Raw genomic sequence first — 22,653 nt, 5'->3', positions numbered from 1 at the left:
GAGAGAGCGCTGACAAAGGTCCGCGAGCGAGAGCGTCGTCCGGCACGGGCGGACCCACACGACGTCACCGCTTCTTCCATCCACCCCTCTTGCCCGGCGCGCCGCCGGTGGAGCGTGGGGCGGGGCCGAATTCGGGGCCGGAGTCGCGGGAGTTGGTCGGCTGAATGATGCGGCTCGTGGCGCCGAACGGTTTTTCCGGCAGCTTGGGGTTGGGGCGGTAGGGCAGGGATTCCGGGCCGTGCATCTCGTCGAGATGGGGCTTGTGGACTTTGGAGCCGCTGCGCGAAGAGCCCCCGGTGATGTCCTCGTAGGACGGCAGCAGCGGGTCGGTGTTGCGGGATTTGCCGCCACCACGACCGCCGCGACTCGCGGACCCCCCACCCCGCCCCTCCCCCGCAAGGGGGGAGGGAGAGGAGAGACCGCCCGGGCGGCTTGAGCCACTGCGCGCACCACCGCGCCCCTTCAAGGCCGCAGTCGGCAGATTGGCGGCGTCGCCGTATTTCTTGGCGCCGGCATAGGACCCGGCCTTGCCCTGCACCGTCTTCTGCTTGGCGGTGGGATCATCGACCACCGCGAGTTCGGTGGCGCGCAGGCGTTTCACTTCGTCGCGGAGGCGCGCGGCTTCCTCGAAGTTCAGGTCGGCGGCGGCTTCGCGCATCCTGGTTTCGAGATCGGCCAGCACGGTCTCGAAATTGTGCCCGATCGAGATCGCGTCGTCGGTCGTGGTGCCGCCGCCGGTCTCGACCAGGACGTGGTCGCGCTCGTAGACCGAGTTGAGGATGTCGCCGATCGACTTCTTCACGCTTTCCGGCGTGATGCCGTGGGCGTTGTTGTACTCCACCTGCTTCTCGCGGCGGCGATTGGTCTCGGCGATCGCGCGCTCCATCGAGCCCGTCATCTGGTCGGCATAGAGGATCACCTTGCCGTCGACGTTGCGCGCGGCGCGGCCGATGGTCTGGATCAACGAGGTCTCGCTGCGCAGAAAACCTTCCTTGTCGGCATCGAGGATGGCGACCAGCGCGCATTCGGGAATGTCGAGGCCCTCGCGCAACAGGTTGATGCCGACCAGCGCGTCGAACGCCCCTAACCGCAGATCGCGGATGATCTCGATGCGCTCGATGGTGTCGATGTCGCTGTGCATGTAGCGGACGCGGATGCCCTGCTCATGCAGATATTCCGTCAGGTCCTCCGCCATGCGCTTGGTCAGCACGGTGATCAGCGTGCGATAGCCCGCGGCCGCGGTGGCGCGCACTTCGCCGAGGAGATCGTCGACCTGGGTGCGCGCGGGGCGGATGTCGACCGGCGGATCGATCAGTCCGGTCGGGCGGATGACCTGCTCGACGAACACGCCGCCGGCCTCGTTCAGCTCCCAGCCGCTGGGCGTCGCTGATACCGCGACCGTCTGCGGCCGCATCATGTCCCATTCCTCGAAGCGCAGCGGGCGGTTGTCCATGCAGGAGGGCAGGCGGAAGCCGTATTCGGCCAGCGTCGCCTTGCGGCGGAAGTCGCCGCGGAACATGGCGCCGATCTGCGGGATGGTGACGTGGCTTTCGTCCGCGAACACCAGCGCGTTGTCGGGGACATATTCGAACAGGGTCGGCGGCGGCTCGCCAGGCCGGCGTCCGGTGAGATAGCGCGAATAGTTCTCGATACCGGCGCAGCTTCCCGTCGCCTCCATCATCTCGATGTCGAAGGTGGTGCGCTGCTCCAGCCGCTGCGCTTCGAGCAGGCGCCCCTGCGCGTGCAGCTGATCGAGCCTGATCTTCAGCTCCTGCTTGATCGACTTCATCGCCTGCACCAGGGTCGGGCGCGGCGTCACATAGTGCGAATTGGCGTAGACCTTGATGAATTCCAGCTCGTCCTGCTTGTGGCCGGTGAGCGGATCGAACTCCTCGATGTTCTCGACGGTGTCGCCGAACAGGTTCACGCGCCAGGCGCGGTCCTCATAGTGCGCCGGAAAGATGTCGATGACATCGCCCCGCACGCGAAAGGTGCCGCGGGTGAAATCGTGCTGGGTACGCTTGTACTGCAGCGCCACGAGATCGGCGATCAGCTGGCGCTGGTCGATGCGCTCGCCCTTCTTCAGCGCGAAGGTCATCGCGGTGTAGGTTTCGACCGAACCGATACCGTAGATGCAGGACACCGAGGCGACGATGATGACGTCGTCGCGCTCCAGCAGCGCGCGCGTCGCGGCGTGGCGCATGCGGTCGATCTGCTCGTTGATCGAGGAGTCCTTCTCGATATAGGTGTCCGTTCTGGGGACGTAGGCCTCGGGCTGGTAGTAGTCGTAATAGGAGACGAAGTACTCGACTGCGTTGTCGGGGAAGAAGCTCTTGAACTCGCCATAGAGCTGGGCGGCGAGGGTCTTGTTCGGCGCCAGGATCAGGGCAGGGCGCTGCGTCGCCTCGATCACCTTGGCCATGGTGTAGGTCTTGCCGGAGCCGGTGACGCCGAGCAGCACTTGCGTGCGGTCGTTGCGATCGATGCCCTCGACCAGTTCGGCGATCGCCTGCGGTTGGTCGCCCTTCGGCTCGTAGGACGATTTGATCTCGAAGCGAACGCCGCCTTCGCTCTTCTCCGGGCGCGGCGGCCGGTGCGGCGTCCACACCTTCAGCGAGCCGTCATCCTTGCGGAATTCCGGGCGCCCCTCGCGGATCAGCGCCTCCAGCGCTTCCGCCGTGGCTTTGACGCCGAGCGCCTCCATCTTGCTGCGGGGCGGACGGGCCAGCGCTTCCTCGTCGTCCTCCGCGGTCGGCAGGCCGAGCTGCCGCGCGAGCTCAGGATCGAGCGTGGGGATGGTGGCGGCGGTGCCGTAATTGGCTTGCGGGGCTTCGGCGAGGCCATGCTGACCTGTGCTCGGCTCGCCCCCACCCTGACCCTCTCCCGCAGGCGGGGGAGGGGACGCAAGCGGCGCGGCCACGGAATCGTTATTCGCATACGGGCTCGGCGTGTGCGGTCTGGAGCCCTCCCCCGCTTGCGGGGGAGGGTTGGGTGGGGGCGCCGCACGCGAGATATCGGACCGTCTTGCCCCCACCGGCTGCGGGTTCGGCCGCAGCGGCATCGGGTGGGGCTCTGCGGCATCGCGCTTCGCCACGTCCTCGCTCTTGCCGCGGGTCGAAGCGCGGGCGCGATGCGCGGCGGCCTCGCCGCCACTGCGGCGGTCCCAGGAGTTATCCGGCGGCGGCTGCAATCCCGTCGATGAGCCGATGCCGCTCTCGCCTCTGTTGATGGCGGGATTCAACAGCTCGGCGAGCGCCGGCCCGATCGGCTGCACGTCGGGCCGATGTGCTTTGGATTTCGGGGATTTCGCAGGTTTCTTGGTCGCGTCTGGATTCTTCGCCATGGCCGGAATATGGGACTGAAACGGCCGTCAGAAAAGAGCGAAGGCCAGCCATCGATGCTGTCGGCATGGAACGTGAGGGAAACCGAATGAGCGTAGCGCCCAAGGCCTTCATTGCGGGAGCGGTCATCGCTGCATTGTCAGGGAATTGTCAGCAGCTGGCAGCACAGCAGGCGGATGCCGAGCCGGCGACCCGCGCGGCCAACGCGACTTTCGCAAAGGATCTGCCGTTTGCCGATCGCGCCGACTTCGACGACGCCAAGCGCGGCTTCATCGCCACGGTGCAGGATGGCGTCATCGCCGGTCCGCGCGGGCCGGCCTTCGACACCAGGCCGTTCGCATTCCTCAACAGCGATCAGGTGCCGCCGACCGTCAATCCCAGCCTGTGGCGGCAGGCGCAGCTCAATGCCGCCAACGGCCTGTTCCAGGTCACGGACCGCGTCTACCAGGTGCGGGGCCTCGACATCTCGAACATGACCATCATCGAGGGCGACAGCGGATTGATCCTGATCGATCCCTTGCTGTCGAACGAGACCGCGAAGGCCGCGCTCGACCTCTATCTGAAGCACCGTCCGGCCAAGCCGGTCGTCGCCGTGGTCTACACCCACAGCCACATCGATCATTTCGGCGGCGCCAAGGGCGTCATCACCGCCGAGGATGCCGCCTCCGGCAAGGTCAAGGTGCTCGCGCCCGACGGCTTCATGGAGCATGCGGTCGCGGAGAACGTGATCGCGGGCGCCGCGATGGCCCGCCGCGCGCAATATATGTATGGCATCAACCTGCCGATCAGCGAGCGCGGTCAGATCGACATCGGGCTCGGCAAGGCGCTGTCGCGCGGCACCAACTCGCTGATCCCGCCGAACGACCTCATCAAGCAGGACTACGAGACGCGCACGATCGACGGCGTCGAGATCGAATTCTACCTGGTGCCGGGCTCGGAAGCGCCGGCCGAGATGCTGCTGTATTTTCCGCAGTTCAAGCTCCTGGACATGGCGGAAGACGCCACGCACAACATGCATAATCTCTACACGCTGCGCGGCGCCGAGATCCGCGACGGCCGGATGTGGTCGCGCTATATCGACGACGCCATCGCGCGCTATGGCGACCGCACTGACGTCGTGATCGCGCAGCATCACTGGCCGATGTGGGGTAATGAGCGGATCGTCGCGTTCCTGAAGCGGCACCGCGACCTCTACAAGTTCATCCACGACCAGACGGTGCGGCTGCTCAATCACGGGCTGACGTCGACGGAGATCGCGGAAAAATTGAAGCTGCCGGCGAGTCTGGCCGGCGACTGGTCGGCGCGCGGCTATTACGGCACGCTGAGCCATAACGCCAAGGCGGTCTATCAGTTCTATCTCGGCTGGTACGATGCCAATCCGGCCGACCTCAACCCGCTGCCGCGCAGCGAGTCCGCCAAGAAGACCATTGATTACATGGGTGGGGCGGATGCCGTGCTGGCGCGGGCGCAGGAGGATTTCAAGGCGGGGCAATACCGCTGGGTGGCGAGCATCATGAGCCAGCTCGTCTTCGCCGACCCCGAGAACAAGGCGGCGCGCGCGCTCGGGGCCGATGCGCTGGAGCAGCTCGGCTACCAGAGCGAGGCCGCGACCTGGCGCGATGCTTATCTCACCGGCGCGGCCGAGCTGCGCAATGGACCGCCGAAGCCGCAAGCGGCGGCGGCAGCGAATGCCGAGCTCCTGAAGGGCGTCAGCATCGATCTCGCCTTCGATTTCCTCGGCGTGCGGCTGAACGCCGCCAAGGCCGAGGGCAAGCACATCGTGATCAACTGGACCTTCACCGATAGCGGCGAGACCCAGGTGATGAACCTGGAGAATTCGGCGCTGACCCATCGCGCCGGTCCGCTCGACGACAAGGCCGATGCCGGCGTCAAGCTGACCCGCGCCACGTTCGATGCGATCTCGAGCAAGCAGCGCACCATGCTGGCGGCGGTCGCGACCGGCGAGGTCGCGCTGTCGGGCAATCCGCTCAAGCTGCAGGAGCTGTTTGCGATGTTCGACGAGTTTGCCGGCGGCTTCGCGATCGTCGAGCCGCCCAAGCAAGCGGTGGAGTAGCTAGTGCCGCGTCGGCGGCTCGATGATGTCGAGATGCACGCCCTGGCAGGACACGCATTGCAGCGCCCAATATTCGGCGCCGCCGCGGCCGTCGATCACGCGCAGCACCGTCAGCTGCCCGTCGCAGTCGGGGCAACGGGAGCGGATCGTGGCACTCCAGTGCCGGATTTGAGGCTCGGCCATGATGGCGGTCCGCGGTGAGCAGTGAAAGGACTGGTTGAGAAGGGCTTTTTAGTTCGCCTGTTAGTTGGCTGGCACGGAAGCTTGCGAGTTATCCCCAGCGCTTCCGAAACCGATCGATGTGGCTCTTGGCATCGGCCACCGCCATTTCGACATCCGACCAGGCGAAGCCGACTTCCAGGCTGGGAAACGAGACCCCATTGATGATGACAGGGCTCATGTCCGAGCGGCGAATCCGCGCGTGCCAGAGACCTCGACCCGCTTCGAAAGGTTCGATGGTAAAATCCTCGTACTGATACGTCATAAGCAGTCCTGGTACCCGCAGTCCGAAATCCCCTGCGCGGATGCCGCGGATTCGAACCTGAGGGACTTCAGACCGAATAGCGGTACGCAAGCGGCGGCTCCCAGCAGGCTGACTTGAGCATTCGCGCAACCCGCTGCGGCGACCACGCACGCGAATTCCGGTCAGCAGGGCTGAAGACACCGAACCTCCATCACATCATGAATTTGTGCCGGCGTGTGTGAGTCGGTTCACATGATCACGTCTTTTTTGTCGAACGACGTCGGGTCGGGCCGCTGTGCCATCGGGCTGCGCTGCAGCATGCATGATCCAGCGGCGGAAAGCGGTAAAATCGCGCTGTCCGGACTGGAAGCTGCGATACACCAGATACCAGCGCTCGCCTTTGGGGACGCTGAGCGCAAACGGCGCAACCAGCCGGCCGGCAGCGAGGTCGTCATCGATATAAGGACGGATGCCCATGGCGACGCCGAGGCCGTCGACCGCGGCCTGCAGCGCCTGGCCGTAGTATTCGAAGACGGTGCCGCGCGCCGCGATCCGCGTCAGGCCGGCGGCCTTCAGCCAGAGCGACCAGTCCTCGGCGGCGTGTGCGACGCGCAAGAGGCTCGGTCCTTTCAGATCCGCGGGCCGCTTCAAGGAGGCCGCCAGCCGCGGCGTGCAGACCGGCAGCAGATCGGCGGCGAACAGCGGCTCGGCGACCAGGCCCGGCCAGGCTCCGTCGCCGAGACGGATGCCGCAGCTCCAATCGTCGCCGAACGGGACCGCGGCGCCACCGGTCGTGATCCGCACCTCGATGTCGGGCTCTTCCTTGCTGAAATCCACCAGCCGTGGGATCAGCCACTTCATCGCAAAGGTCGGTCCCACCCCGAGCGTCAGCACGCGCCGATTCGCCGGCGCCATGACCTGCGCGGTGAGCGAGGCCAGCGCATCGAAGATCGGGGTCAAGCCGTTCTGATAGGTGCGGCCCGCGGCGGTGAGTGCCAGGCGGTTGGCCTTGCGCTCGAACAGCACGACGCCCAGCCGCTGCTCGAGCAGGTGGACCATGCGGCTGATCGCGGCAGCCGAGACGTTGAGCTCCGCACCGGCCGCGGCGAAGCTGCCACTGCGCGCCGCCGCCTCGAATGCCTTGATGCCGTTGAGAAACAGGACCCGCCGCATAAACCCTCAGGAAAGCTGATGGAGGACAACATAACTCGGTTTGCGTCACAGGCAATGCGGAGCAATTCATAGCTGCAGAGGAGAACGGACATGACGGCGGCGCTGATCACAGCACTTGGATTGTTGATGGTCGGGACAGCCTTCCTGTCCGGCATCTTCGGCATGGTGGGCGGGCTGATCCTGATCGGCGTGCTGCTGGCGCTGATGCCGCTGCCCGCGGCCATGGTGCTGCATGCGATCACCCAGATGGCCTCGAACGGCTGGCGCGCGGTGCTGTGGCGCCGCCATGTCCGCTGGCGGCCGGTCCTCGTCTATCTCATCGGTTGTGCGCTGGCGCTGGCGGCGTGGTCGCTGGTCCGCTACGTGCCGGACAAGCCGGCCGCGCTGCTGATGCTCGGCATCACGCCCTTCCTGGCGCGGATGATGCCGGCCGGATTGAAGCCGGATCCGGACAGCATCTGGCAAGGCACGCTGTACGGCTCGGTCTGCATGGGGCTGATGCTGATGACCGGCGTATCGGGGCCGCTACTGGATACCTTCTTTTTGGGAGCCCGCTTCGACCGCCGCGCGATCGTCGCCACCAAGGCGACCTGCCAGGTCGCAAGCCACCTGACCAAGCTGATCTATTTCGGCGGCATCATCGACCAGGCCGCGCGCCTCGATCCTACGCTCGCGGTCGTTGCGATCGCCGCCTCGATGCTCGGCACCACCTTGGCCCGCCGCATCCTGGAGGCGCTGAGCGAGCAGCAGTTCCGGATCTGGGCCAACCGCCTGATCACGACCGTTGCCGGCTACTACATACTCTACGGCGGGTGGCTGCTGCTGTTTGCCCGCAGCACCCTCGCCGCCGATTAAGGGAGAGCGAGCATGAGCGAAATTGCCGATCCGCTGGTGCTGGACTTCGTCGAATGGATCGCGCGGGCGCCGCGCAGCCACGCCGAGGTGATCGCGACCTGGAAGACGTCGTGTCCGCGGCTGACGATCTTCGAGGATGCTGCCGAGTGCGGCTACGTCACGCGCGAGACCATCGAGGGCTTCGGCGTCGTGATCACGGTGACCGAAGCGGGCGAGCAGCTGTTGCGGACGCATGGGCGGACGTCGTAGGCGCGATCACATTTCTGCGGGTGCCGCGACCGGCATTGACTTGCGGATGCGTTCCGGCGAGTTTCATGCAGATGCATCTTCTTGCATGAGGCACAGGGAAACGCGCGATGATCGACCTCTATTACTGGACCACGCCGAACGGCCACAAGATCACGATGTTCCTGGAGGAGACCGGGCTGCCCTACAGGATCATCCCGATCAATATCGGCAAAGGCGAGCAGTTCGCGCCCGAGTTTCTGGCCGTGGCGCCGAACAACCGGATTCCCGCGCTGACCGACCATGAGCCGAAGGGCGGCGGCAAGCCGATCTCGATCTTCGAATCCGGCGCGATGCTGCTCTATCTCGCCGAGAAGACCGGGCAGTTTCTGCCCTCCAACATCTATGGCCGCTACGACGTGATCCAGTGGACGTTCTGGCAGATGGGAGGCCTCGGGCCGATGGCCGGGCAGAACCATCACTTCCGCAACTACGCGCCGGAAAAGATCCCGTACGCGATCGACCGCTACGTCAACGAGACCAATCGGCTCTATGGCGTGCTCAACAAGCGCCTGGCCGGCCGCGAATTCATCGCCGACGATTATTCGATCGCCGACATGGCCTGCTATCCCTGGGTGGTGCCGCACGAGGCGCAGGGCCAGAACATCGAGGACTTCCCGAACGTGAAGCGCTGGCTCGCCGACATCAAGGCGCGACCGGCGACGCAGCGCGCTTATGCCAAGGCCAAGGAGGTCAATCCCAATTACGGCCAGCCGGCGATCCGCACCGAAGAGGAGCGCAAGATCCTGTTCGGCCAGACCGCGTCGGTGGTGCGCTAGACGGGCCACGTTCCGGCTGTCATCATCAGCGAAAGCAGATGATCCAGTAGACGCAGCTGTTTCGATCAACAATGACCGGCTCGGCGTACTGGATGCCCCGCCTGCGCGGGGCATGACTATCGGGAACGGGAGGAACGCATGTCACTCAAACTGTTTGAACTCGTCGGCACCGACGAAACCCGTCCGTTCAGCCCCTATTGCTGGCGCATTCGAATGGCGCTGGCGCATAAGGGCCTCACAGCGGAATCGATTCCGTGGCGCTTCACCGAGAAGGCAGCGATCGCTCCGCACGGTGCGGACAAGGTCCCGGTGATGCTCGACCGCGACAAAGCGGTGGTCGATTCCTGGGTGATCGCGAACTACCTGGAAGACACCTATCCGGAACGACCGTCGCTGTTCGGCGGCGACGGCGGTCGCGCCGTGGCGCGCTTCATGAACTGGTGGGGCGACATCGCCATCGTCGGCGGCATCTTTCCGTTCATCATCGCCGACATCCCGAAAAATCTTGCCGCCGTCGATGCCGATTACTTCCGCGCATCCCGCGAGGCACGGTTCGGCAAGAGCCTCGAAGAGGTGATGGCCAATCGCGATCAGGCCGTGCCCGGTTTTCGCAAGTCGCTCGACCCGTTGCGGCTGACGATGAAGTCGCAGCCCTTCATTGGCGGTCAGCAGCCAAATTACGCCGACTACATCGTGTTCGGCGGCTTTCAATGGGCGCGCGTCGTGAGCCCCTTCAAGCTGCTGGACCAGGACGATCCCGTCTATGCCTGGCGCGAGCGGCTGCTCGACGCCTTCGATGGCATGGCGCGCAAGTCGCCGGGCTTTCCCGTCTAACGATCAGAACTTCGGCGGCCGGCGTTCGTGCCAGGCCGCCAACCCCTCCGCAAGATCGCGACCGCCGACGAGGCGGGCGAATTGCTCGCTCTCGACCAGCAAGCCCTCCGCAACCGCCATGTTGAGCCCACGCGTCGCAGCCGTGATGATGCTCGTGACCGCATCGGGCGAATGACGGGTGATACGGCGCGCAAGCTCGCGTGCGGCGGGCAGCAGCTCGTCATGCGGCACCACCGCATTGACGAGGCCGATCTCTATTGCGCGCTCAGGCGAGAACGGATCGCCGGTCAGTAGCAATTCGAGGCCGCGCTTGCGGCCGACCAGCCGCGGCAGCCGCTGTGTGCCGCCGAATGTCGGCGGCATGCCGAGCTTGATTTCGGGCTTGGCAAACGAGGCGCGCTCGCTGGCGATGGCGAGGTGCACGGCTTCCGTGATCTCGCAGCCCCCGCCGAAGGCCAGGCCATTGACGGCGGCGATCACCGGCTTGCCGAAGGACTCCAGCCGCGCGGTCAGGGCTTGCCCGCGCCGGACGAAATCGCGGATCGCCGCTCCACGGCCCTGACGAACGCTCACGGAGAATTCGTGGATGTCGGCGCCGGCCGAGAAAGCGCGCTCGCCGGCGCCGGTCAGGATGGCCGCGCGCACCGCAGAGTCGGTTTCGATGCGGTCGAGCGCGGCCATCAGCGCATCGATCAGACCGTAGTTCAGTGCGTTGAGGCGCTCAGGCCGGCTCAGCGTCAGGAGCGCGATGTGGTCCTCGATCTCGATCAGGACAGGGGCGGGCATGCAAGTGGTCTCCGGCTGGGCAAAGCAGTCATTAAAGTAGAGGAGGGTCCACATTGTGTATATTCACTGGTCAGTATACATTGACGCCATGGCCCGTTCCTCCGATCCGACCCGCACGCGCATCATCCAGGCGGCAAGCGCGCTGTTCTATAGCGAGGGGATCCGCGCCGTCAGCGTCGATGCGGTGGCGGAGAAGGCGGGGCTCACCAAGAAGACGCTGTATTATCATTTCCGGAGCAAGGACGACCTGATCGCCGCCTATCTCGCCGCGCGCGACCAGCCCAATCTGGCGCTGTTCAAACGCTGGTTCGAGGAGGCCGAAGGGGCTCTGCCGGACAAGGTCGCCGCCATCTTCACGAACCTCGCGCGCTCGGTGCGCCATCCGAAATGGCGCGGCTGCGGCTTCCTGCGCACCACGGCCGAACTCGCCAATCTGCCCGGGCATCCCGCGATCAAGATCGGCGCCGCGCACAAGAAGAAGTTCGAAGGCTGGCTGCTTGCCGCTTTCGAAGCCGCAGGGATTCGCGACGCGGGCGAACTGGCGCGGCAGATGCTGTTGCTATTGGACGGCGCCTTCGCCGTCGTGCTGCTGCATCGGGATGCCGGCTATATGGAGACGGCCGGCAGCGCCGCGCACGCGCTGGTCGCTGCTGCGCTCGCGGGCGGTCCCCGTCCTATCGGCGCCTCCGGCACGGACGGCATCCGCAGGCCCGCGACGGCATCGAAACGCGCGCACCGGCGTCCGCTAGGCCAATGAGCCGCGCCGCGGCTATGACCTGACGCCCGCGTCCGCTACTTCGGAAATCCGACCGTCTGCGACAGCAGGACCTCCTGATCGTGACTGAGGCCGAGCGCATTGGCGATCGCCTCGCGGTCGATCCAGGCGCGGATAACGGTCGCCAGCCCGTTCGCGGCGGCAAACAGGTAGACATTCTGGGTGATCGCGCCGGCCGCAACGTTCGCATAGCTCGCGCGCATGTTCACCGGGATCAGCTTCATCCGACCGTGGTCGGCGACATAGACGAGGTCGAGCGGCGCATTGTCGACGAAATCCTGATAGCCGGTCACGCGCCTGACGTCGCTGCCGGCGACAAGGCGGAGTGCGTTTGCGGCTGCATCGTAAAGATATGCCCCGGTGGGCAGGGCAACGTAGATGTCGATTTCCTGAGTGTTCATCGCCGATGGGGCGGTGCGTCCGCCGTCATCGCGATTGATTCCGTTGGCGGCCCACAACAGGTTGGCGAGAAGCGGCAGCGGCAGTTCGGTGGCGGCGAACTCGCGCGAGGAATGTCGCTCCGCAAGCGCCAGCATCAGGGGCGCGCGCTTGTCGGGGGGCGGCAGGGGGAGGGTCGGCGAGGCGTCGCCACGGACGGGTTTCGGGCGGAGACGTCCCATGGCGCCGAGCGCAAACTTGGTCAGCGTGCTCACGATGAACTCCCAGGCGGCGTTGCGATCAGTGCATCACGCACCGCATTCGGAGATCGCGTATTGCGTCAGATCAAGGAACGCGTCGCACCGTAAGTCATTCGAGAACTGCCACTCTGGCCCGCGTCTTTGCCGTTGTGAAGCTGCTCCCGGAATTCTAGCTACATGGAACCCCTGGCCGCGCCGCGCACGCGCTCGTGACCGCTGCATTTTCCGCCGCGCTACGCAGCGCAGCCGCGTCCGGTCACTCGCTCGCCGAGGACAACGGCACTGACCATTTCGGTCGCGAGGCCATCGAAATCCGACAGGCGCAAATAGCCGTTGGCAAACGCCTCCTGCGTCAAGCGCACAATGCGCCGGTCGTCGGGCGTGTCCCATTGCTTGGCAATATAGTCAGCGCCGGCTGGACCGTAGATCTCTGGGTAGCGATCATGCTGGTTCTGGCGATCACGGTAGTACGCATTCAATCCGCCAATGAATTTCGGTCGGTTCGGGCCGCAGCGCTCGCTCCATGGCCTATCGAGCGCAGCCAAGGCGTCTTTGCGATTCGATCGGCGAGCATCCTCGATGTATTTCTCGTGTTCGTCGAATTCTATTCCACTTATCGGCGTGAAAGATTCGGGTGTTGGAGTCGCTGCCGGCGTCCAGGTGCGCACGGCAACTTGCCAGATCACGATGGCCCAGACGATGAACCAGAGGCGACTCATCGCGCGTCTCGCCCCGTATGCAGCTGTCTCGGCAGGCAGATTGGTGATTCGTCGTCACCCCAGAAGGACGGTCCGGTGAACTGAAGCATCTCGAACCGAACATCTTCCGGAAAATCGACCTTGACCACGCCCTTTTGCTCGAAGGCCTCGTTGAAGGCATCCTGCACGCGCTTGTCCAGCGGAGTCGAGAACGTGTCTGCGGCATCCCTGATCGTCTTGTCGCTGCAGAACATCATCAGGCCTCCGGGGCGGGGGCAATCCAGTTTGGCGATGTAGGCCCGCGTATAGGCCGTCACGGCATCGACCAGGTTCTTCTTCATCGTCTTGTCGCATGGCGACATTTTGTAGGCGGTGGCAGCCTGGAGCGCGTCGAGTCGCAGCGCATCGAGCTTGGGATTCTTGTCGCTCTGCGAAGTGTGCTCGGCGATCCAGGCCTTTCGCTCGAATTCCTTGGCATGATCGTCGCCGAAGGTCGTATCAACAAGCGCAGGGACTTGCGCGGCTAACTGGGGGGCCGGCGCTCGCATCGGAAAGCCGCGAATGGCCCAACTGACACCCACAAAGGTCGTGACGAAGGCAATGCAGACAACGACAACGAAGCGGGTCATGAAACGCTCATTTGGAATTCGAGCGCGATGTAGCATTTAGGGGTTAACCGGAAAATATGGCCTGCATTCCGCAGGGAAGATCGTAAATAGAGTTTAGCAGCCTAAGCCTGCTTTTGATGAGATCGGATCGCTGCCAGACAGGCCGCGTGCTGGTCGGCTCATAGATCTGCGGGCTGACTGCCGTCGCCACGCGCGAGATCCAGAACCCCGTTTCTCGCGAGGAGCTTGATCGCCGCATAGAGACTCGGGAGCACGGCGGCACATCGCGCCCGCGTCTCCTCGGTCGGTGCGACGATGTCCGGGACCATCAGCGTGATCGCGCCGGCGGCATGGGCTGCCGCGACCCCGGGATTGGAGTCCTCCACGGCGAGGCAAGCTTGCGCAACGGTGCCGAGGCGCTCGGCGGCGAGCAGATAGAGGTCGGGATGCGGCTTGCCGCGGCTGACATCATCGCGCGTCAGGATTGCGTCGAAGCGCGCGCCGATGCCGGCCGCGCCGAGATGCTGCGCGGCCGTCCGCCGGGACGAGGACGTGACGATCGCCTTTGGGAGGCAGGCGGCTTCGAGCGCATCGAGCAGCGCGATCGCGCCACGCTTCAACGGCAAGCCCTGTTTGAGAATCTCGGCGCAGTTCGCCGCGAACAGCCCGTTCACCTGCTCGATCGGAAAGTCAGCGCCGAAATGCTCGCGCAAAAGCAGCTGACATTCCGGGCCGGGGATGCCGATCATCCGGTGGCACAGCGCCTCGACGCCATCGGTGTAGCCGAGCGTCCCCAGCGCTGCGATCGAAGCTTCGAGATAGACCTTCTCGGTGTCGAGTAGCGTGCCGTCCATGTCGAGCAGGACGGCCTCGATGTGCCAGCGTTCCATCACCGCGCAGCCGCATTCCGCTCATTCGCAAGCCTGCGCAGGCAGTCGCGGCACAAGCAGTCCTGATCCGAGCCGCTCGCGCCGGCGGCGGGCAGCGGCAAGCGAACGGCTTCTTCGAAGCACCAGCAGGCCCCGCCGGGATCGCAGGTGAATTCGGTCCCGCAGGCTGCGCAGGTAAGGCGGCGCGCAACGCCTTCCAAAAGCGGGGCGCTTTCTAAACGATTTGTCATGATCGGAACCGCGCCCTTTCATGTCAGGTTCATGTGGCCGCCAAGTATAGTGGCGCGTCGGCCAATATGCCACAGTGCAAGCTGGGCGCTGCATCGGCCGGTGCATGAGATCGTGTAGGTGATGACGATGGCCCGGGATCCGCAAGCAGCCCTCGTTGCGCTCAATCGTTTCGGCTTCGGTGCGCGCGGCGGCGCGTCAGGCGATTTCACCAATGCGGCGACGGACCCGCGCGGCTTCGTCAAATCAGAGATCGCTCGCGCGAGCGGTGCGCTGCTCGAGGTGCCTGGGCTGCAATCGACGCAAGCCTTGGCGGAAGCCGTCTTCGCCTATCAGGACGAGGTGAAGCGCGCGCGAGAAATGGCGAGATCCGGTGCGCCAACAACCGAGTCTCCGCCCTCGGCTCCAACGGGTGGCAAGCCGCTGCAACGTAGCCTCTCGCTCAACGCGCTCGCCAGCAACGTCGGAGGCGGCGCGCCGGAAACGAAGCCTGCGGACGGCGATGCGAGCATGGCCGCGCCTGGCGTCGCCCAGTCCAACGCGGCAATGCAGCCCAATATGGCCAGGCCGGCGCCGCAGCCACAACAACCGCTCAACGTGATCCAGAAGACCTACCGCGTTGAAGCCTTGGCTCGGCTGCAGCGCGCGGTGCTGGCCGACTGCGGATTCACCGAGCGGCTGGTGGCATTCTGGTCGAACCATTTCTGCATTTCCGCCAGCAAGGGCGAACTGGCTCGGATCTGGGCCGGCGCATTTGAACGCGAGGCAATCCGCCCGCATGTGTTCGGCCGCTTCGCGGACATGCTGAAGGCGGTCGAGCAGCATCCGGCCATGTTGTTCTTTCTCGATAACCAGCAATCGCTGGGACCGGACTCGCGGGCCGGGCGGAATCGCCAGCGTGGCCTGAACGAGAATCTGGCGCGCGAGATTATGGAACTGCATACACTCGGCGTCGGCGGCGGCTATACCCAGGAAGACGTCACCACGCTCGCGCGCATCATCACGGGCTGGACCTTCGCCGGGCGGCGGGGCCAATTAGGGACGCCAGGCAGCTTCGCGTTCAACGCCAACGCGCACGAGCCGGGGCCGCAGACCTTGCTCGGCAAGGTCTATCAGGACAACGGCCTGGCGCAGGGCGAAGCCGCGCTCGCCGACATCGCGCGCCATCCCTCGACCGCAAGATTTATCGCGACCAAATTCGTGCGCCATTTCGTTGCCGATGATCCTCCGCCCGCACTGGTGGCGCGGCTCGAGAGCGTGTTCAGGAGCACCGATGGCGACCTGAACGCGCTCACGCTCGCGCTCGTCGACGCCGACGAGGCGTGGTCGGCGCCGCTGACCAAGATCCGCAACCCTTATGAATTCCTGGTGGCGAGCGGACGCTTGCTGGCCCGGGTGCCGGAAGATCCCGGCCCTTATCTCGGCGGCCTCAATAGCCTGGGGCAGCCGTTGTGGACCCCGGCGGGCCCCAATGGCTTTCCCGATACCAACGCGGCCTGGGCCGCGCCGGAGGGCATGAAGTTGCGGCTCGACATCTCTGCGCAGCTGGCCTCGAAGCTCGGCAATGCGATCGATGCGCGCGAGCTGCTGGATCTCGTCGCGGGCGACGCAGCGTCGAGCGAGACGCGGCGCACCATCGAACGGGCGGAGTCGCGCCAGCAGGCGCTCGCGCTGTTGTTGATGTCGCCGGAATTCCAGAGGAGATGACGATGGAGCTGATCAAGCCGCCGCTGCTGACGTCACGCCGCCAGTTTTTGCTCGCCGGCGCATCCTTCGCTGCCTGGGCTTACCTGCCGAGGTCAGCATGTGCCGCGGATGCGCGCGATCCGCGTCTTGTCGTCATCATCCTGCGCGGCGCGCTGGATGGCCTCGCCACGGTCGCTCCGATCGGCGATCCCGATTATGCCGGCCTGCACGGCGCGATCGCGTTGAGCGCCGACGGTCCGCATCCTGCCCTCGTGCTCGACGCGTTCTTCGCGCTGCATCCGTCGATGCCGGAATTCGCCCGCATGTATCGGGACAAGCATGCGGCGGTGGTGCATGCGGTCGCGACGTCCTATCGTGATCGCTCGCATTTCGACGGTCAGGACGTGCTGGAGAGCGGATTTCCCGGTCCCGGCCGGGTGCAGTCCGGCTGGCTCAACCGCGCCGTCGAGGCGCTGCCGCGTGGCGAGCACGTGGCCGGTGCGCTCGCGGTCGGGCCGACCACGCCGCTGGTGTTGCGGGGCACGGCTCCGACGGTCGGTTGGGCGCCGGTGAGCCTGCCGCAAGCCGATGACGACACCGCGATGCGCCTCATCGATCTCTACACCCATCGCGATCCGGCGCTGGCGACCGTGCTCTCGCAAGGCCTGCAACTGGAGAAAGTCGCGCTCGGCAATGATATGAAGGTCAAGCTCGGCGGCAACGCCGCCGCAGCCATGCGCCAAGTCGCGCGGGGTGCCGCCAAGCTGATGGCTGCCGATGACGGTCCGCGGATCGCAGCGCTCGCGTTCGACGGCTGGGATACCCATGCCAATGAAGGCGGCGCGGTCGGGCGCCTCGCCGGCCTGCTCTCGGGTCTCGACGGCGCGCTGGCCGAATTCGAGAGCGGGCTCGGCTCACATTGGCGCGACACCGTCGTCGTGGTCGCAACCGAGTTCGGCCGCACGGCGAAGATCAACGGCACCGAGGGCACCGATCACGGCACCGGCACCGTCGCGCTGCTCGCGGGTGGTGCCGTGAACGGTGGCCGCGTGATCGCGGACTGGCCAGGCCTGAAGCCCGCGAACCTCTATCAGGCCCGGGACCTCGCGCCGACGACCGATCTGCGCGCTGTGCTGAAGGGTGTGCTCGCCGATCATCTCGGCATCGGCGATCGCGCGCTGGCTGCAACCGTATTCCCGGACAGCGCCGCAGTGAAGCCGATGAAGGGATTGGTGGCGTAGGCGGGCGGCCGCAAAGTCTGCTACTGAGGTGTCGCGGCACATACCGTAGCAGGAGATCAGCATGTTCATCGCCATGAATCGCTTTCGCGTCGCCAAGGGCTCGGAGGCCGCTTTCGAGCAGGTCTGGGCGTCGCGCGACAGCCACCTCGATAAGGTGCCGGGCTTCGTCGAGTTTCATCTGTTGAAAGGGCCCGAGGCCGAGGATCACACGCTTTACGCCTCGCACACGATCTGGGCGAGCCGTGCCGCCTTCGAGGATTGGACACGCTCGGAGGCCTTCCGTGCCGCGCACAAGGGCGCCGGCGACCACAAGGTGATGTATCTCGGTCCGCCGCAATTCGAAGGCTTTGAAGTGCGGCAGACGGTCGGCGGAAAGTAAGCGCCGACAAACAGGCGCAACAATAGGTTACAAAAAAAATGCGGCCCCGGTCAGATGCGGCAACTGACGGGACCGCTGCGCATGATCCTTGACGGGGGGCCTGATCAAACGCCGGATGAGGATAGCCTTGCCGTGTTACGTAGTCGTGACAGTCGCATGATCGAACCGCAGCAAGCTTTCGCTGCAACTCTCGTGGTGTTACATCGTCTTGCGATACACGATGAACCCCGAACGCTCCGCGACCTTGTCATAGAGCGCCTGCGCGACAGTATTGGTCTCGTGGGTCTGCCAATAGACACGCGGCGATCCGGCACGCCGGGCTTCGTCATAGACCGCCTCGATCAAAGCGCGCCCAACGCCCTTGCCGCGCGCGGCGTCCGCCGTGAACAGATCGTTCAAGTAGCAGAGCGGTACGATCGCCGTTGTCGTGCGGTGAAAAAGATAATGCGCAAGCCCCAGCAATGTCCCGCCGCTTTCAGCGACCACCGCATGCACCGGCTCATAGGCGTCGAAGAAGCGCGACCACGTCGTTGCGGTCACTTCCGCCGGCAGTGCAGTCGCGCCGCTGCGTCCATAGAAGGCGTTATAGCCGTCCCAGAGCGGCAGCCAGCGGTCGTAATCCTGGCGCGTGATGGCGCGAATGGTCAGTGCGTCGGACATCGAAGGTCTCACCATGTGAACGAACCTTCGATACGCGGCATGTCTTACAGGATCAATCCGGCTCGGATGTTTGTTGTGTGGGCGGCTCGGCGGCGCGGACTTGGACCACCGGACCGTCGCTGAGCGGCCACAGCGAGAGTTCGCCGCGGCGCTCGATGGCGATGACAAGGGAGGCGGCCAGCAGGATCGCGAGAGCCAAGCTGACGGCAACGATTACGACAGTTGATTTCATCGCCATGTGGTGCGCGCGAGACGATCATCGCCCGTTGTCGCGAAAACCGCGATGGGTTGTCATAATGGCCTGAAGCTACGTGGGGATGGACAGGCTGGCTTTGATCGTCAGCACCGCGATGGTGACACTGACGCAAAGTGACAGCGTGCCGACGGCGATGATCGCGGCCACCATGTTGGTGAAATGCGAGGAGAGCGTGAGTGTCGTCTCGCCGTGAAAGCCGGCCTCCGACAGGTTCGGGCCCGAGCCACGTCGTTGCGACGTTCGCAACGGATGGCTGCGGGGAAGCCTTGTAGACTTCACGAGCGGGGCGCGAGGCGACCGAACCATGAACCGGAATCCCTTACCCGTACATGCACGGGCGAATCACCCGCAGAAGTAAATTCTAAGGGAATGGCAGGCAGGATTGCGGCGGTGCGCCATGGAAAAAGGCGGAATCGAGGCAGTGCAGGGGTTTGTTCCCGCTAATCCGGGTTTTTTACCCGATATTTTGCTTTTGGGGCCGACTGCCCATCAGTCGTAGTCGGCGGCGATTCCGGCGCTGTCGGCCACGTCGGCCGGTTGCCAGTCCATCGTCACGAAGCCGGGGGTCTGCTCGACCCGCCGCAGCCAGGACCGCACTTTCGGAAACGTCGAAAGATCGTAGTCGCAGCGGTCGGCGACATGGGTATAGCCATACAGCGCGATGTCGGCCACCGTGAGCTGGCCGGCGGCAAAGTAGTCGTTGCCCTTGAGATGATTCTCCATCACCTGCAGCGCCGCATAGCCGCGCTCCATCCAGTCCTCCAAGGCGTGCGTCTGCAGGTCGCGCCCACCCTTCACCAGCAAGAGCCAGAAATAGGCCGCGCCGATGTTCGGCTCCAGCGCGTGCTGCTCGAAGAACATCCATTGCAGCGCTTCGGCGCGCTCGATGCGGGATTCCGGCACCAGGGGCGTGCCGCCAGCGACATACCAAAGGATCGCATTGGACTCCGCGATGAAGCGCTCATCGCCGACCTCGAGCAGCGGCACCTGGCCGCTCGGGTTCTTGGCGAGGAATTCAGGCGTGCGGCTTTCGCCGCGCAGGATGTCGATCTCGACCGCCTGATAGGGCGCGTTCAAAAGCGCGAGCGCAAGGCGGACCTTGTAGCTGTTGCCCGAGCGCTGCATCGAATAGAGCTTGTACATTCGGCCGTTTCGGTTTGACGAAGCTTGCGATGGAAGGAAGCGCCACGCGCAGTCTACCAGAGCAGGATAGCAAATCATCCCGCAATGCGGCCAGACAATGATGCCGAAGGCGGCGCGCTGCAAGGGCCGGCGGCTGGAAAAAGTCGAAAAGCACTGCCGCAGTGCAGCGGCGAGCAACAACTTGCCCGCCCGTTCAAACAAATGAGATCACGCTTGCGCGATATGCGCCTGCACGGCGATCTCGGCAGCGCGATCATTCCACGCGCGTCGCATGGTGAGGGTGAATAGCATCAGCATGACGATCAGGCCGAGCGGAACGGTGGTGAGGCCGGCGACACTGCGTGATAGCAGCGGCACGATCCAGGCCGCGCCAAGCAGGCTGATCTCATAGTCGCGAAAACCGTGCGCAAGACCGTGGCGGACGAAGAAGATGATCGAAACGGCGAGCACGACGAGATCGTAATCGAGCACGTAGGGCGTCGCCAGCAGGCTCGCGGTGGCCAGCGCCGAAGCCTTCAAATCGAATGCGGCATCGCTGTGCCAAAGCCAGGCAACGCTCGCTGCGAGCGTCAGCGCAAGCAGCATCTGCATGGCGTAGGCAGTGTGGATGTCGGCGCCCCAATGCCGCACTGCGGAGAAGATCGACTGGATCTTCTCCCAGCCGGTGCCACCCTGTTCGAGCACCACGGTCTGCGTGAAATTCATCGATTGAAAGAAGGCATGCCACACCTCGCTGCCGAGCGTGGCAAAGCTGATGGCGACCAGCGCCGCCACCGTGGCGGCGGCCGCCGCAATGGCCGACCAGCGCGAGCCTGCCAGCAGCGCGAGCGGGATCAGCACCCCGAATTGCGGCTTGTAGGCGAGCAGGCCGATCAGCACGCCGGCGAGCCAGGGCTTGCGCTCCAGCGCGAGCATGGCCCCACCCAGAAGGGCCGCGGTGAAGAACGCGTTCTGGCCGTGGCCGATATTGACGAACACTGCCGGGAAGGCTGCCGCCACGAGCAGGGTTTCCGGGCGCGGTAGCATTGCACGCATCACCGCGAGATACATCGCAAGGCTCGCAAACACCCACAGCGCCAGTCCGCCGGCATAAGGAAGGAGCGCCGTCGCGGCGGCGATGGCGAAAAAGAACGGCGGATAATGCCAGCCGAAGAACGGCACGTCGCGGCCGTCGAACACGGCCATCTCGGCGGCGTGCTGCAGCGGCGGGTCGTAGGCATCGGCCGCCTTGCCCTTCAGGGTCAGCACCCCTGCCGCATAGACATTGGAGAAATCGGTGCCGATCGGCTTGCCGTTGCGGTCGACCAGATGATCCGAGAGCGCGATCCAGCCCGCGATGGCCACCACCGCGAGCCCCAGCAGCATCAGGCTGTAGGTTCTGATCCGCGCGGCCGTCAGCCAGTCGCCGGATCGCAAGGCGGCAAGGAAATCGTTCATTTTCGGCCGGCAAATTCGAACAATGTTACGTGGCAGCCTAGCCGGGCGGCTTTAATGTTCCCTAAAGTCTTGGGAGCCATGTGGTTAAGCTTCTTGCGATGCAGCGCCGCACGCCTTACGATGCGGCGTTTCCCAAACATGACAAGTCGTGGCCGAAGAGCGGTTCACGACGCCTGCATAGGAGCTGATGATGCCTTTCCTTGCCGCTGCGCTCGACCGTGTGAAGCCGTCCGCGACCATCGCGGTCACGGACAAAGCGCGCGTCCTCAAAGCGGCGGGCCGCAACGTCATCGGCCTCGGCGCCGGCGAGCCGGATTTCGACACGCCGGAGAACATCAAGCAGGCGGCGATCAAGGCGATCCAGGACGGCAAGACCAAGTACACCGCGGTCGACGGCATCCCCGAGCTGAAGGAAGCCATCATCGCCAAGTTCCAGCGCGAGAACGGGCTCAGCTACAAGCCGAACCAGGTCATCGTCGGCGTCGGCGGCAAGCAGGTGCTGTACAACGCGCTGATGGCGACCATCAATCCGGGTGACGAGGTGATCGTGCCGGCGCCCTATTGGGTCAGCTATCCCGAGATGGTCGCGCTCGCCGGCGGCGAGCCGGTGCCGGTGGTCTGCACCGCCGAGCACGGTTTCAAGCTGCAGCCGCAGGCCCTGGAAAAGGCGATCACGCCGAAGACCAAGTGGCTGATCCTCAACTCGCCGTCGAACCCGACCGGCGCGGCCTACAGCAAGGCCGAGCTGAAGGCGCTCACCGACGTCCTGGTCAAGCATCCGCATGTCTGGATCATGACCGACGACATGTATGAGCACCTGGTCTATGACGACTTCGTGTTCACCACGCCGGCGCAGATCGAGCCGAGCCTGCTCGACCGCACGCTGACCGTGAACGGCGTCTCCAAGGCTTATTGCATGACCGGCTGGCGCATCGGCTACGCTGGCGGGCCTGCGCAACTGATCAAGGCGATGGCGACGATCCAGTCGCAATCGACCTCGAACCCGTGCTCGATCGCGCAATGGGCCGCAGTCGAGGCCTTGAACGGTCCGCAGGATTTCATTCCGAAGAACAACAAGATCTTCAAGGAGCGGCGCGACCTCGTGGTCTCGATGCTCAACCAGGCGAGCGGCATCGAATGTCCGCGCCCTGAAGGTGCGTTCTATGTCTACCCGTCCTGCGCCGGCACGATCGGCAAGACCGCGCCGTCGGGCAAAGTGATCGAGAACGACGAGGCGTTCGTCACCGAATTGCTGGAAGCCGAAGGCGTCGCGGTGGTGCACGGTTCGGCGTTCGGCCTCGGCCCGGCATTCCGCATCTCCTACGCAACCAAGACCTCCGACCTCGAGGACGCCTGCAAGCGCATCCAACGCTTCTGCGGCAATTTGAGGTAATCGGGCAACAGCGCCCTCGAATCCGGAACTG

At 64.9% G+C, this 22,653-nt stretch carries 25 protein-coding genes; 10 read left to right on the top strand and 15 right to left on the bottom strand.

Going from position 1 to position 22,653, the window contains the following annotated elements:
* Window positions 1-64: 64 nt before the first annotated feature.
* Window positions 65-3,343 carry an excinuclease ABC subunit UvrB gene (gene uvrB / locus QX034_RS05830; protein WP_315704899.1) on the bottom strand — a complete coding sequence of 1,093 codons (3,279 nt, stop codon included), beginning with the start codon at window positions 3,341-3,343 and terminating at the stop codon, window positions 65-67.
* Between the two features lie 86 nt (window positions 3,344-3,429).
* On the opposite strand from uvrB, the gene QX034_RS05825 reads away from it, so the two are divergent.
* On the top strand, window positions 3,430-5,415 hold the full coding sequence (locus QX034_RS05825; RefSeq protein ID WP_315704898.1) for an alkyl/aryl-sulfatase: 1,986 nt from the start codon (window positions 3,430-3,432) through the stop codon (window positions 5,413-5,415).
* On the opposite strand, the gene QX034_RS05820 is transcribed toward QX034_RS05825, so the two are convergent.
* From QX034_RS05820 to QX034_RS05810, 3 genes are all read right to left on the bottom strand, one after another.
* A complete protein-coding gene (locus tag QX034_RS05820) occupies window positions 5,416-5,598 on the bottom strand; it encodes a hypothetical protein (RefSeq protein WP_315704897.1) in 183 nt (60 codons plus the stop codon).
* 88 nt (window positions 5,599-5,686) lie between these two features.
* Window positions 5,687-6,079 carry a hypothetical protein gene (locus QX034_RS05815; RefSeq protein WP_315704896.1) on the bottom strand — a complete coding sequence of 131 codons (393 nt, stop codon included), beginning with the start codon at window positions 6,077-6,079 and terminating at the stop codon, window positions 5,687-5,689.
* 15 nt (window positions 6,080-6,094) lie between these two features.
* Window positions 6,095-7,051 (bottom strand): LysR substrate-binding domain-containing protein, encoded by a 957-nt coding sequence (locus QX034_RS05810; RefSeq protein WP_315704895.1) that lies wholly within the window; start codon window positions 7,049-7,051, stop codon window positions 6,095-6,097.
* 90 nt (window positions 7,052-7,141) lie between these two features.
* Here QX034_RS05810 and QX034_RS05805 point away from each other — a divergent pair, with 90 nt between their 5' ends.
* The 4 genes from QX034_RS05805 (at window position 7,142) to QX034_RS05790 (ending at window position 9,804) form a co-directional block, all read left to right on the top strand.
* Window positions 7,142-7,906 (top strand): sulfite exporter TauE/SafE family protein, encoded by a 765-nt coding sequence (locus QX034_RS05805; RefSeq protein ID WP_315704894.1) that lies wholly within the window; start codon window positions 7,142-7,144, stop codon window positions 7,904-7,906.
* Between the two features lie 12 nt (window positions 7,907-7,918).
* Window positions 7,919-8,155, top strand: coding sequence for a hypothetical protein (locus QX034_RS05800; RefSeq protein WP_315704893.1), 237 nt, complete (start codon window positions 7,919-7,921; stop codon window positions 8,153-8,155).
* A 107-nt stretch (window positions 8,156-8,262) separates the two neighbouring features.
* The gene (locus QX034_RS05795; protein WP_315704892.1) at window positions 8,263-8,970 is read left to right on the top strand and encodes a glutathione S-transferase N-terminal domain-containing protein; all 708 of its coding nucleotides are present in this window, start codon (window positions 8,263-8,265) and stop codon (window positions 8,968-8,970) included.
* 138 nt (window positions 8,971-9,108) lie between these two features.
* Window positions 9,109-9,804, top strand: coding sequence for a glutathione S-transferase family protein (locus tag QX034_RS05790; protein ID WP_315704891.1), 696 nt, complete (start codon window positions 9,109-9,111; stop codon window positions 9,802-9,804).
* Window positions 9,805-9,807: 3 nt separating this feature from the next.
* Here the strand turns inward: QX034_RS05790 and QX034_RS05785 are convergent, their stop codons facing one another.
* A complete protein-coding gene (locus QX034_RS05785; protein ID WP_316195062.1) occupies window positions 9,808-10,590 on the bottom strand; it encodes a crotonase/enoyl-CoA hydratase family protein in 783 nt (260 codons plus the stop codon).
* A gap of 88 nt (window positions 10,591-10,678) precedes the next feature.
* On the opposite strand from QX034_RS05785, the gene QX034_RS05780 reads away from it, so the two are divergent.
* The gene (locus QX034_RS05780) at window positions 10,679-11,347 is read left to right on the top strand and encodes a TetR/AcrR family transcriptional regulator (RefSeq protein ID WP_315704889.1); all 669 of its coding nucleotides are present in this window, start codon (window positions 10,679-10,681) and stop codon (window positions 11,345-11,347) included.
* Window positions 11,348-11,382: 35 nt separating this feature from the next.
* Here the strand turns inward: QX034_RS05780 and QX034_RS05775 are convergent, their stop codons facing one another.
* The 5 genes from QX034_RS05775 to QX034_RS05755 all read right to left on the bottom strand — a co-directional run bounded on the left by QX034_RS05775 (window position 11,383) and on the right by QX034_RS05755 (window position 14,429).
* Complete coding sequence (locus tag QX034_RS05775; protein WP_315704888.1) at window positions 11,383-12,018, bottom strand: SagB/ThcOx family dehydrogenase; 636 nt, start codon at window positions 12,016-12,018, stop codon at window positions 11,383-11,385.
* Window positions 12,019-12,236: 218 nt separating this feature from the next.
* Window positions 12,237-12,722: a hypothetical protein gene (locus QX034_RS05770; protein ID WP_315704887.1), complete on the bottom strand. Its 486-nt coding sequence runs from the start codon at window positions 12,720-12,722 to the stop codon at window positions 12,237-12,239.
* Window positions 12,719-13,330: a hypothetical protein gene (locus tag QX034_RS05765; RefSeq protein ID WP_315704886.1), complete on the bottom strand. Its 612-nt coding sequence runs from the start codon at window positions 13,328-13,330 to the stop codon at window positions 12,719-12,721. The genes QX034_RS05770 and QX034_RS05765 overlap by 4 nt, the downstream gene beginning before the upstream one ends.
* A 158-nt stretch (window positions 13,331-13,488) precedes the next feature.
* The gene (locus QX034_RS05760; RefSeq protein WP_315765715.1) at window positions 13,489-14,199 is read right to left on the bottom strand and encodes an HAD family phosphatase; all 711 of its coding nucleotides are present in this window, start codon (window positions 14,197-14,199) and stop codon (window positions 13,489-13,491) included.
* On the bottom strand, window positions 14,199-14,429 hold the full coding sequence (locus tag QX034_RS05755; protein WP_315765714.1) for a cysteine-rich CWC family protein: 231 nt from the start codon (window positions 14,427-14,429) through the stop codon (window positions 14,199-14,201). Before QX034_RS05755 ends, QX034_RS05760 begins: the two co-directional genes overlap by 1 nt.
* A gap of 127 nt (window positions 14,430-14,556) precedes the next feature.
* Between QX034_RS05755 and QX034_RS05750 the strand changes: the two genes are divergently transcribed.
* The 3 genes from QX034_RS05750 to QX034_RS05740 all read left to right on the top strand — a co-directional run bounded on the left by QX034_RS05750 (window position 14,557) and on the right by QX034_RS05740 (window position 17,733).
* Window positions 14,557-16,134, top strand: coding sequence for a DUF1800 family protein (locus QX034_RS05750; protein ID WP_316196050.1), 1,578 nt, complete (start codon window positions 14,557-14,559; stop codon window positions 16,132-16,134).
* Window positions 16,131-17,354, top strand: a complete 1,224-nt coding sequence (locus QX034_RS05745) for a DUF1501 domain-containing protein (protein ID WP_316174383.1) — start codon at window positions 16,131-16,133, stop codon at window positions 17,352-17,354. Before QX034_RS05750 ends, QX034_RS05745 begins: the two co-directional genes overlap by 4 nt.
* A 61-nt stretch (window positions 17,355-17,415) precedes the next feature.
* Window positions 17,416-17,733: an antibiotic biosynthesis monooxygenase gene (locus QX034_RS05740; protein ID WP_315704882.1), complete on the top strand. Its 318-nt coding sequence runs from the start codon at window positions 17,416-17,418 to the stop codon at window positions 17,731-17,733.
* A 198-nt stretch (window positions 17,734-17,931) separates the two neighbouring features.
* Here QX034_RS05740 and QX034_RS05735 read toward each other — a convergent pair whose 3' ends face one another.
* The 5 genes from QX034_RS05735 to QX034_RS05715 all read right to left on the bottom strand — a co-directional run bounded on the left by QX034_RS05735 (window position 17,932) and on the right by QX034_RS05715 (window position 21,229).
* On the bottom strand, window positions 17,932-18,393 hold the full coding sequence (locus QX034_RS05735) for a GNAT family N-acetyltransferase (RefSeq protein WP_315704881.1): 462 nt from the start codon (window positions 18,391-18,393) through the stop codon (window positions 17,932-17,934).
* A gap of 52 nt (window positions 18,394-18,445) precedes the next feature.
* On the bottom strand, window positions 18,446-18,631 hold the full coding sequence (locus QX034_RS05730; RefSeq protein WP_315704880.1) for a hypothetical protein: 186 nt from the start codon (window positions 18,629-18,631) through the stop codon (window positions 18,446-18,448).
* A 69-nt stretch (window positions 18,632-18,700) separates the two neighbouring features.
* Entirely contained in the window at window positions 18,701-18,955 is a 255-nt protein-coding gene (locus tag QX034_RS05725; protein ID WP_315704879.1) for a hypothetical protein, read from the bottom strand.
* Between the two features lie 183 nt (window positions 18,956-19,138).
* A complete protein-coding gene (locus QX034_RS05720; RefSeq protein WP_315704878.1) occupies window positions 19,139-19,792 on the bottom strand; it encodes a glutathione S-transferase family protein in 654 nt (217 codons plus the stop codon).
* A gap of 207 nt (window positions 19,793-19,999) precedes the next feature.
* A complete protein-coding gene (locus QX034_RS05715; RefSeq protein ID WP_315704877.1) occupies window positions 20,000-21,229 on the bottom strand; it encodes a glycosyltransferase family 87 protein in 1,230 nt (409 codons plus the stop codon).
* 190 nt (window positions 21,230-21,419) lie between these two features.
* Here QX034_RS05715 and QX034_RS05710 point away from each other — a divergent pair, with 190 nt between their 5' ends.
* The gene (locus QX034_RS05710; RefSeq protein WP_315704876.1) at window positions 21,420-22,622 is read left to right on the top strand and encodes a pyridoxal phosphate-dependent aminotransferase; all 1,203 of its coding nucleotides are present in this window, start codon (window positions 21,420-21,422) and stop codon (window positions 22,620-22,622) included.
* Window positions 22,623-22,653 lie beyond the last annotated feature (31 nt).

The organism is Bradyrhizobium sp. SZCCHNR3119 (assembly GCF_032487775.1).
In the GTDB taxonomy this organism is placed as follows: domain Bacteria; phylum Pseudomonadota; class Alphaproteobacteria; order Rhizobiales; family Xanthobacteraceae; genus Bradyrhizobium.
Note: the sequence above shows the minus strand (reverse complement) of the source record. Positions and strands in the feature narration are given on the sequence as shown.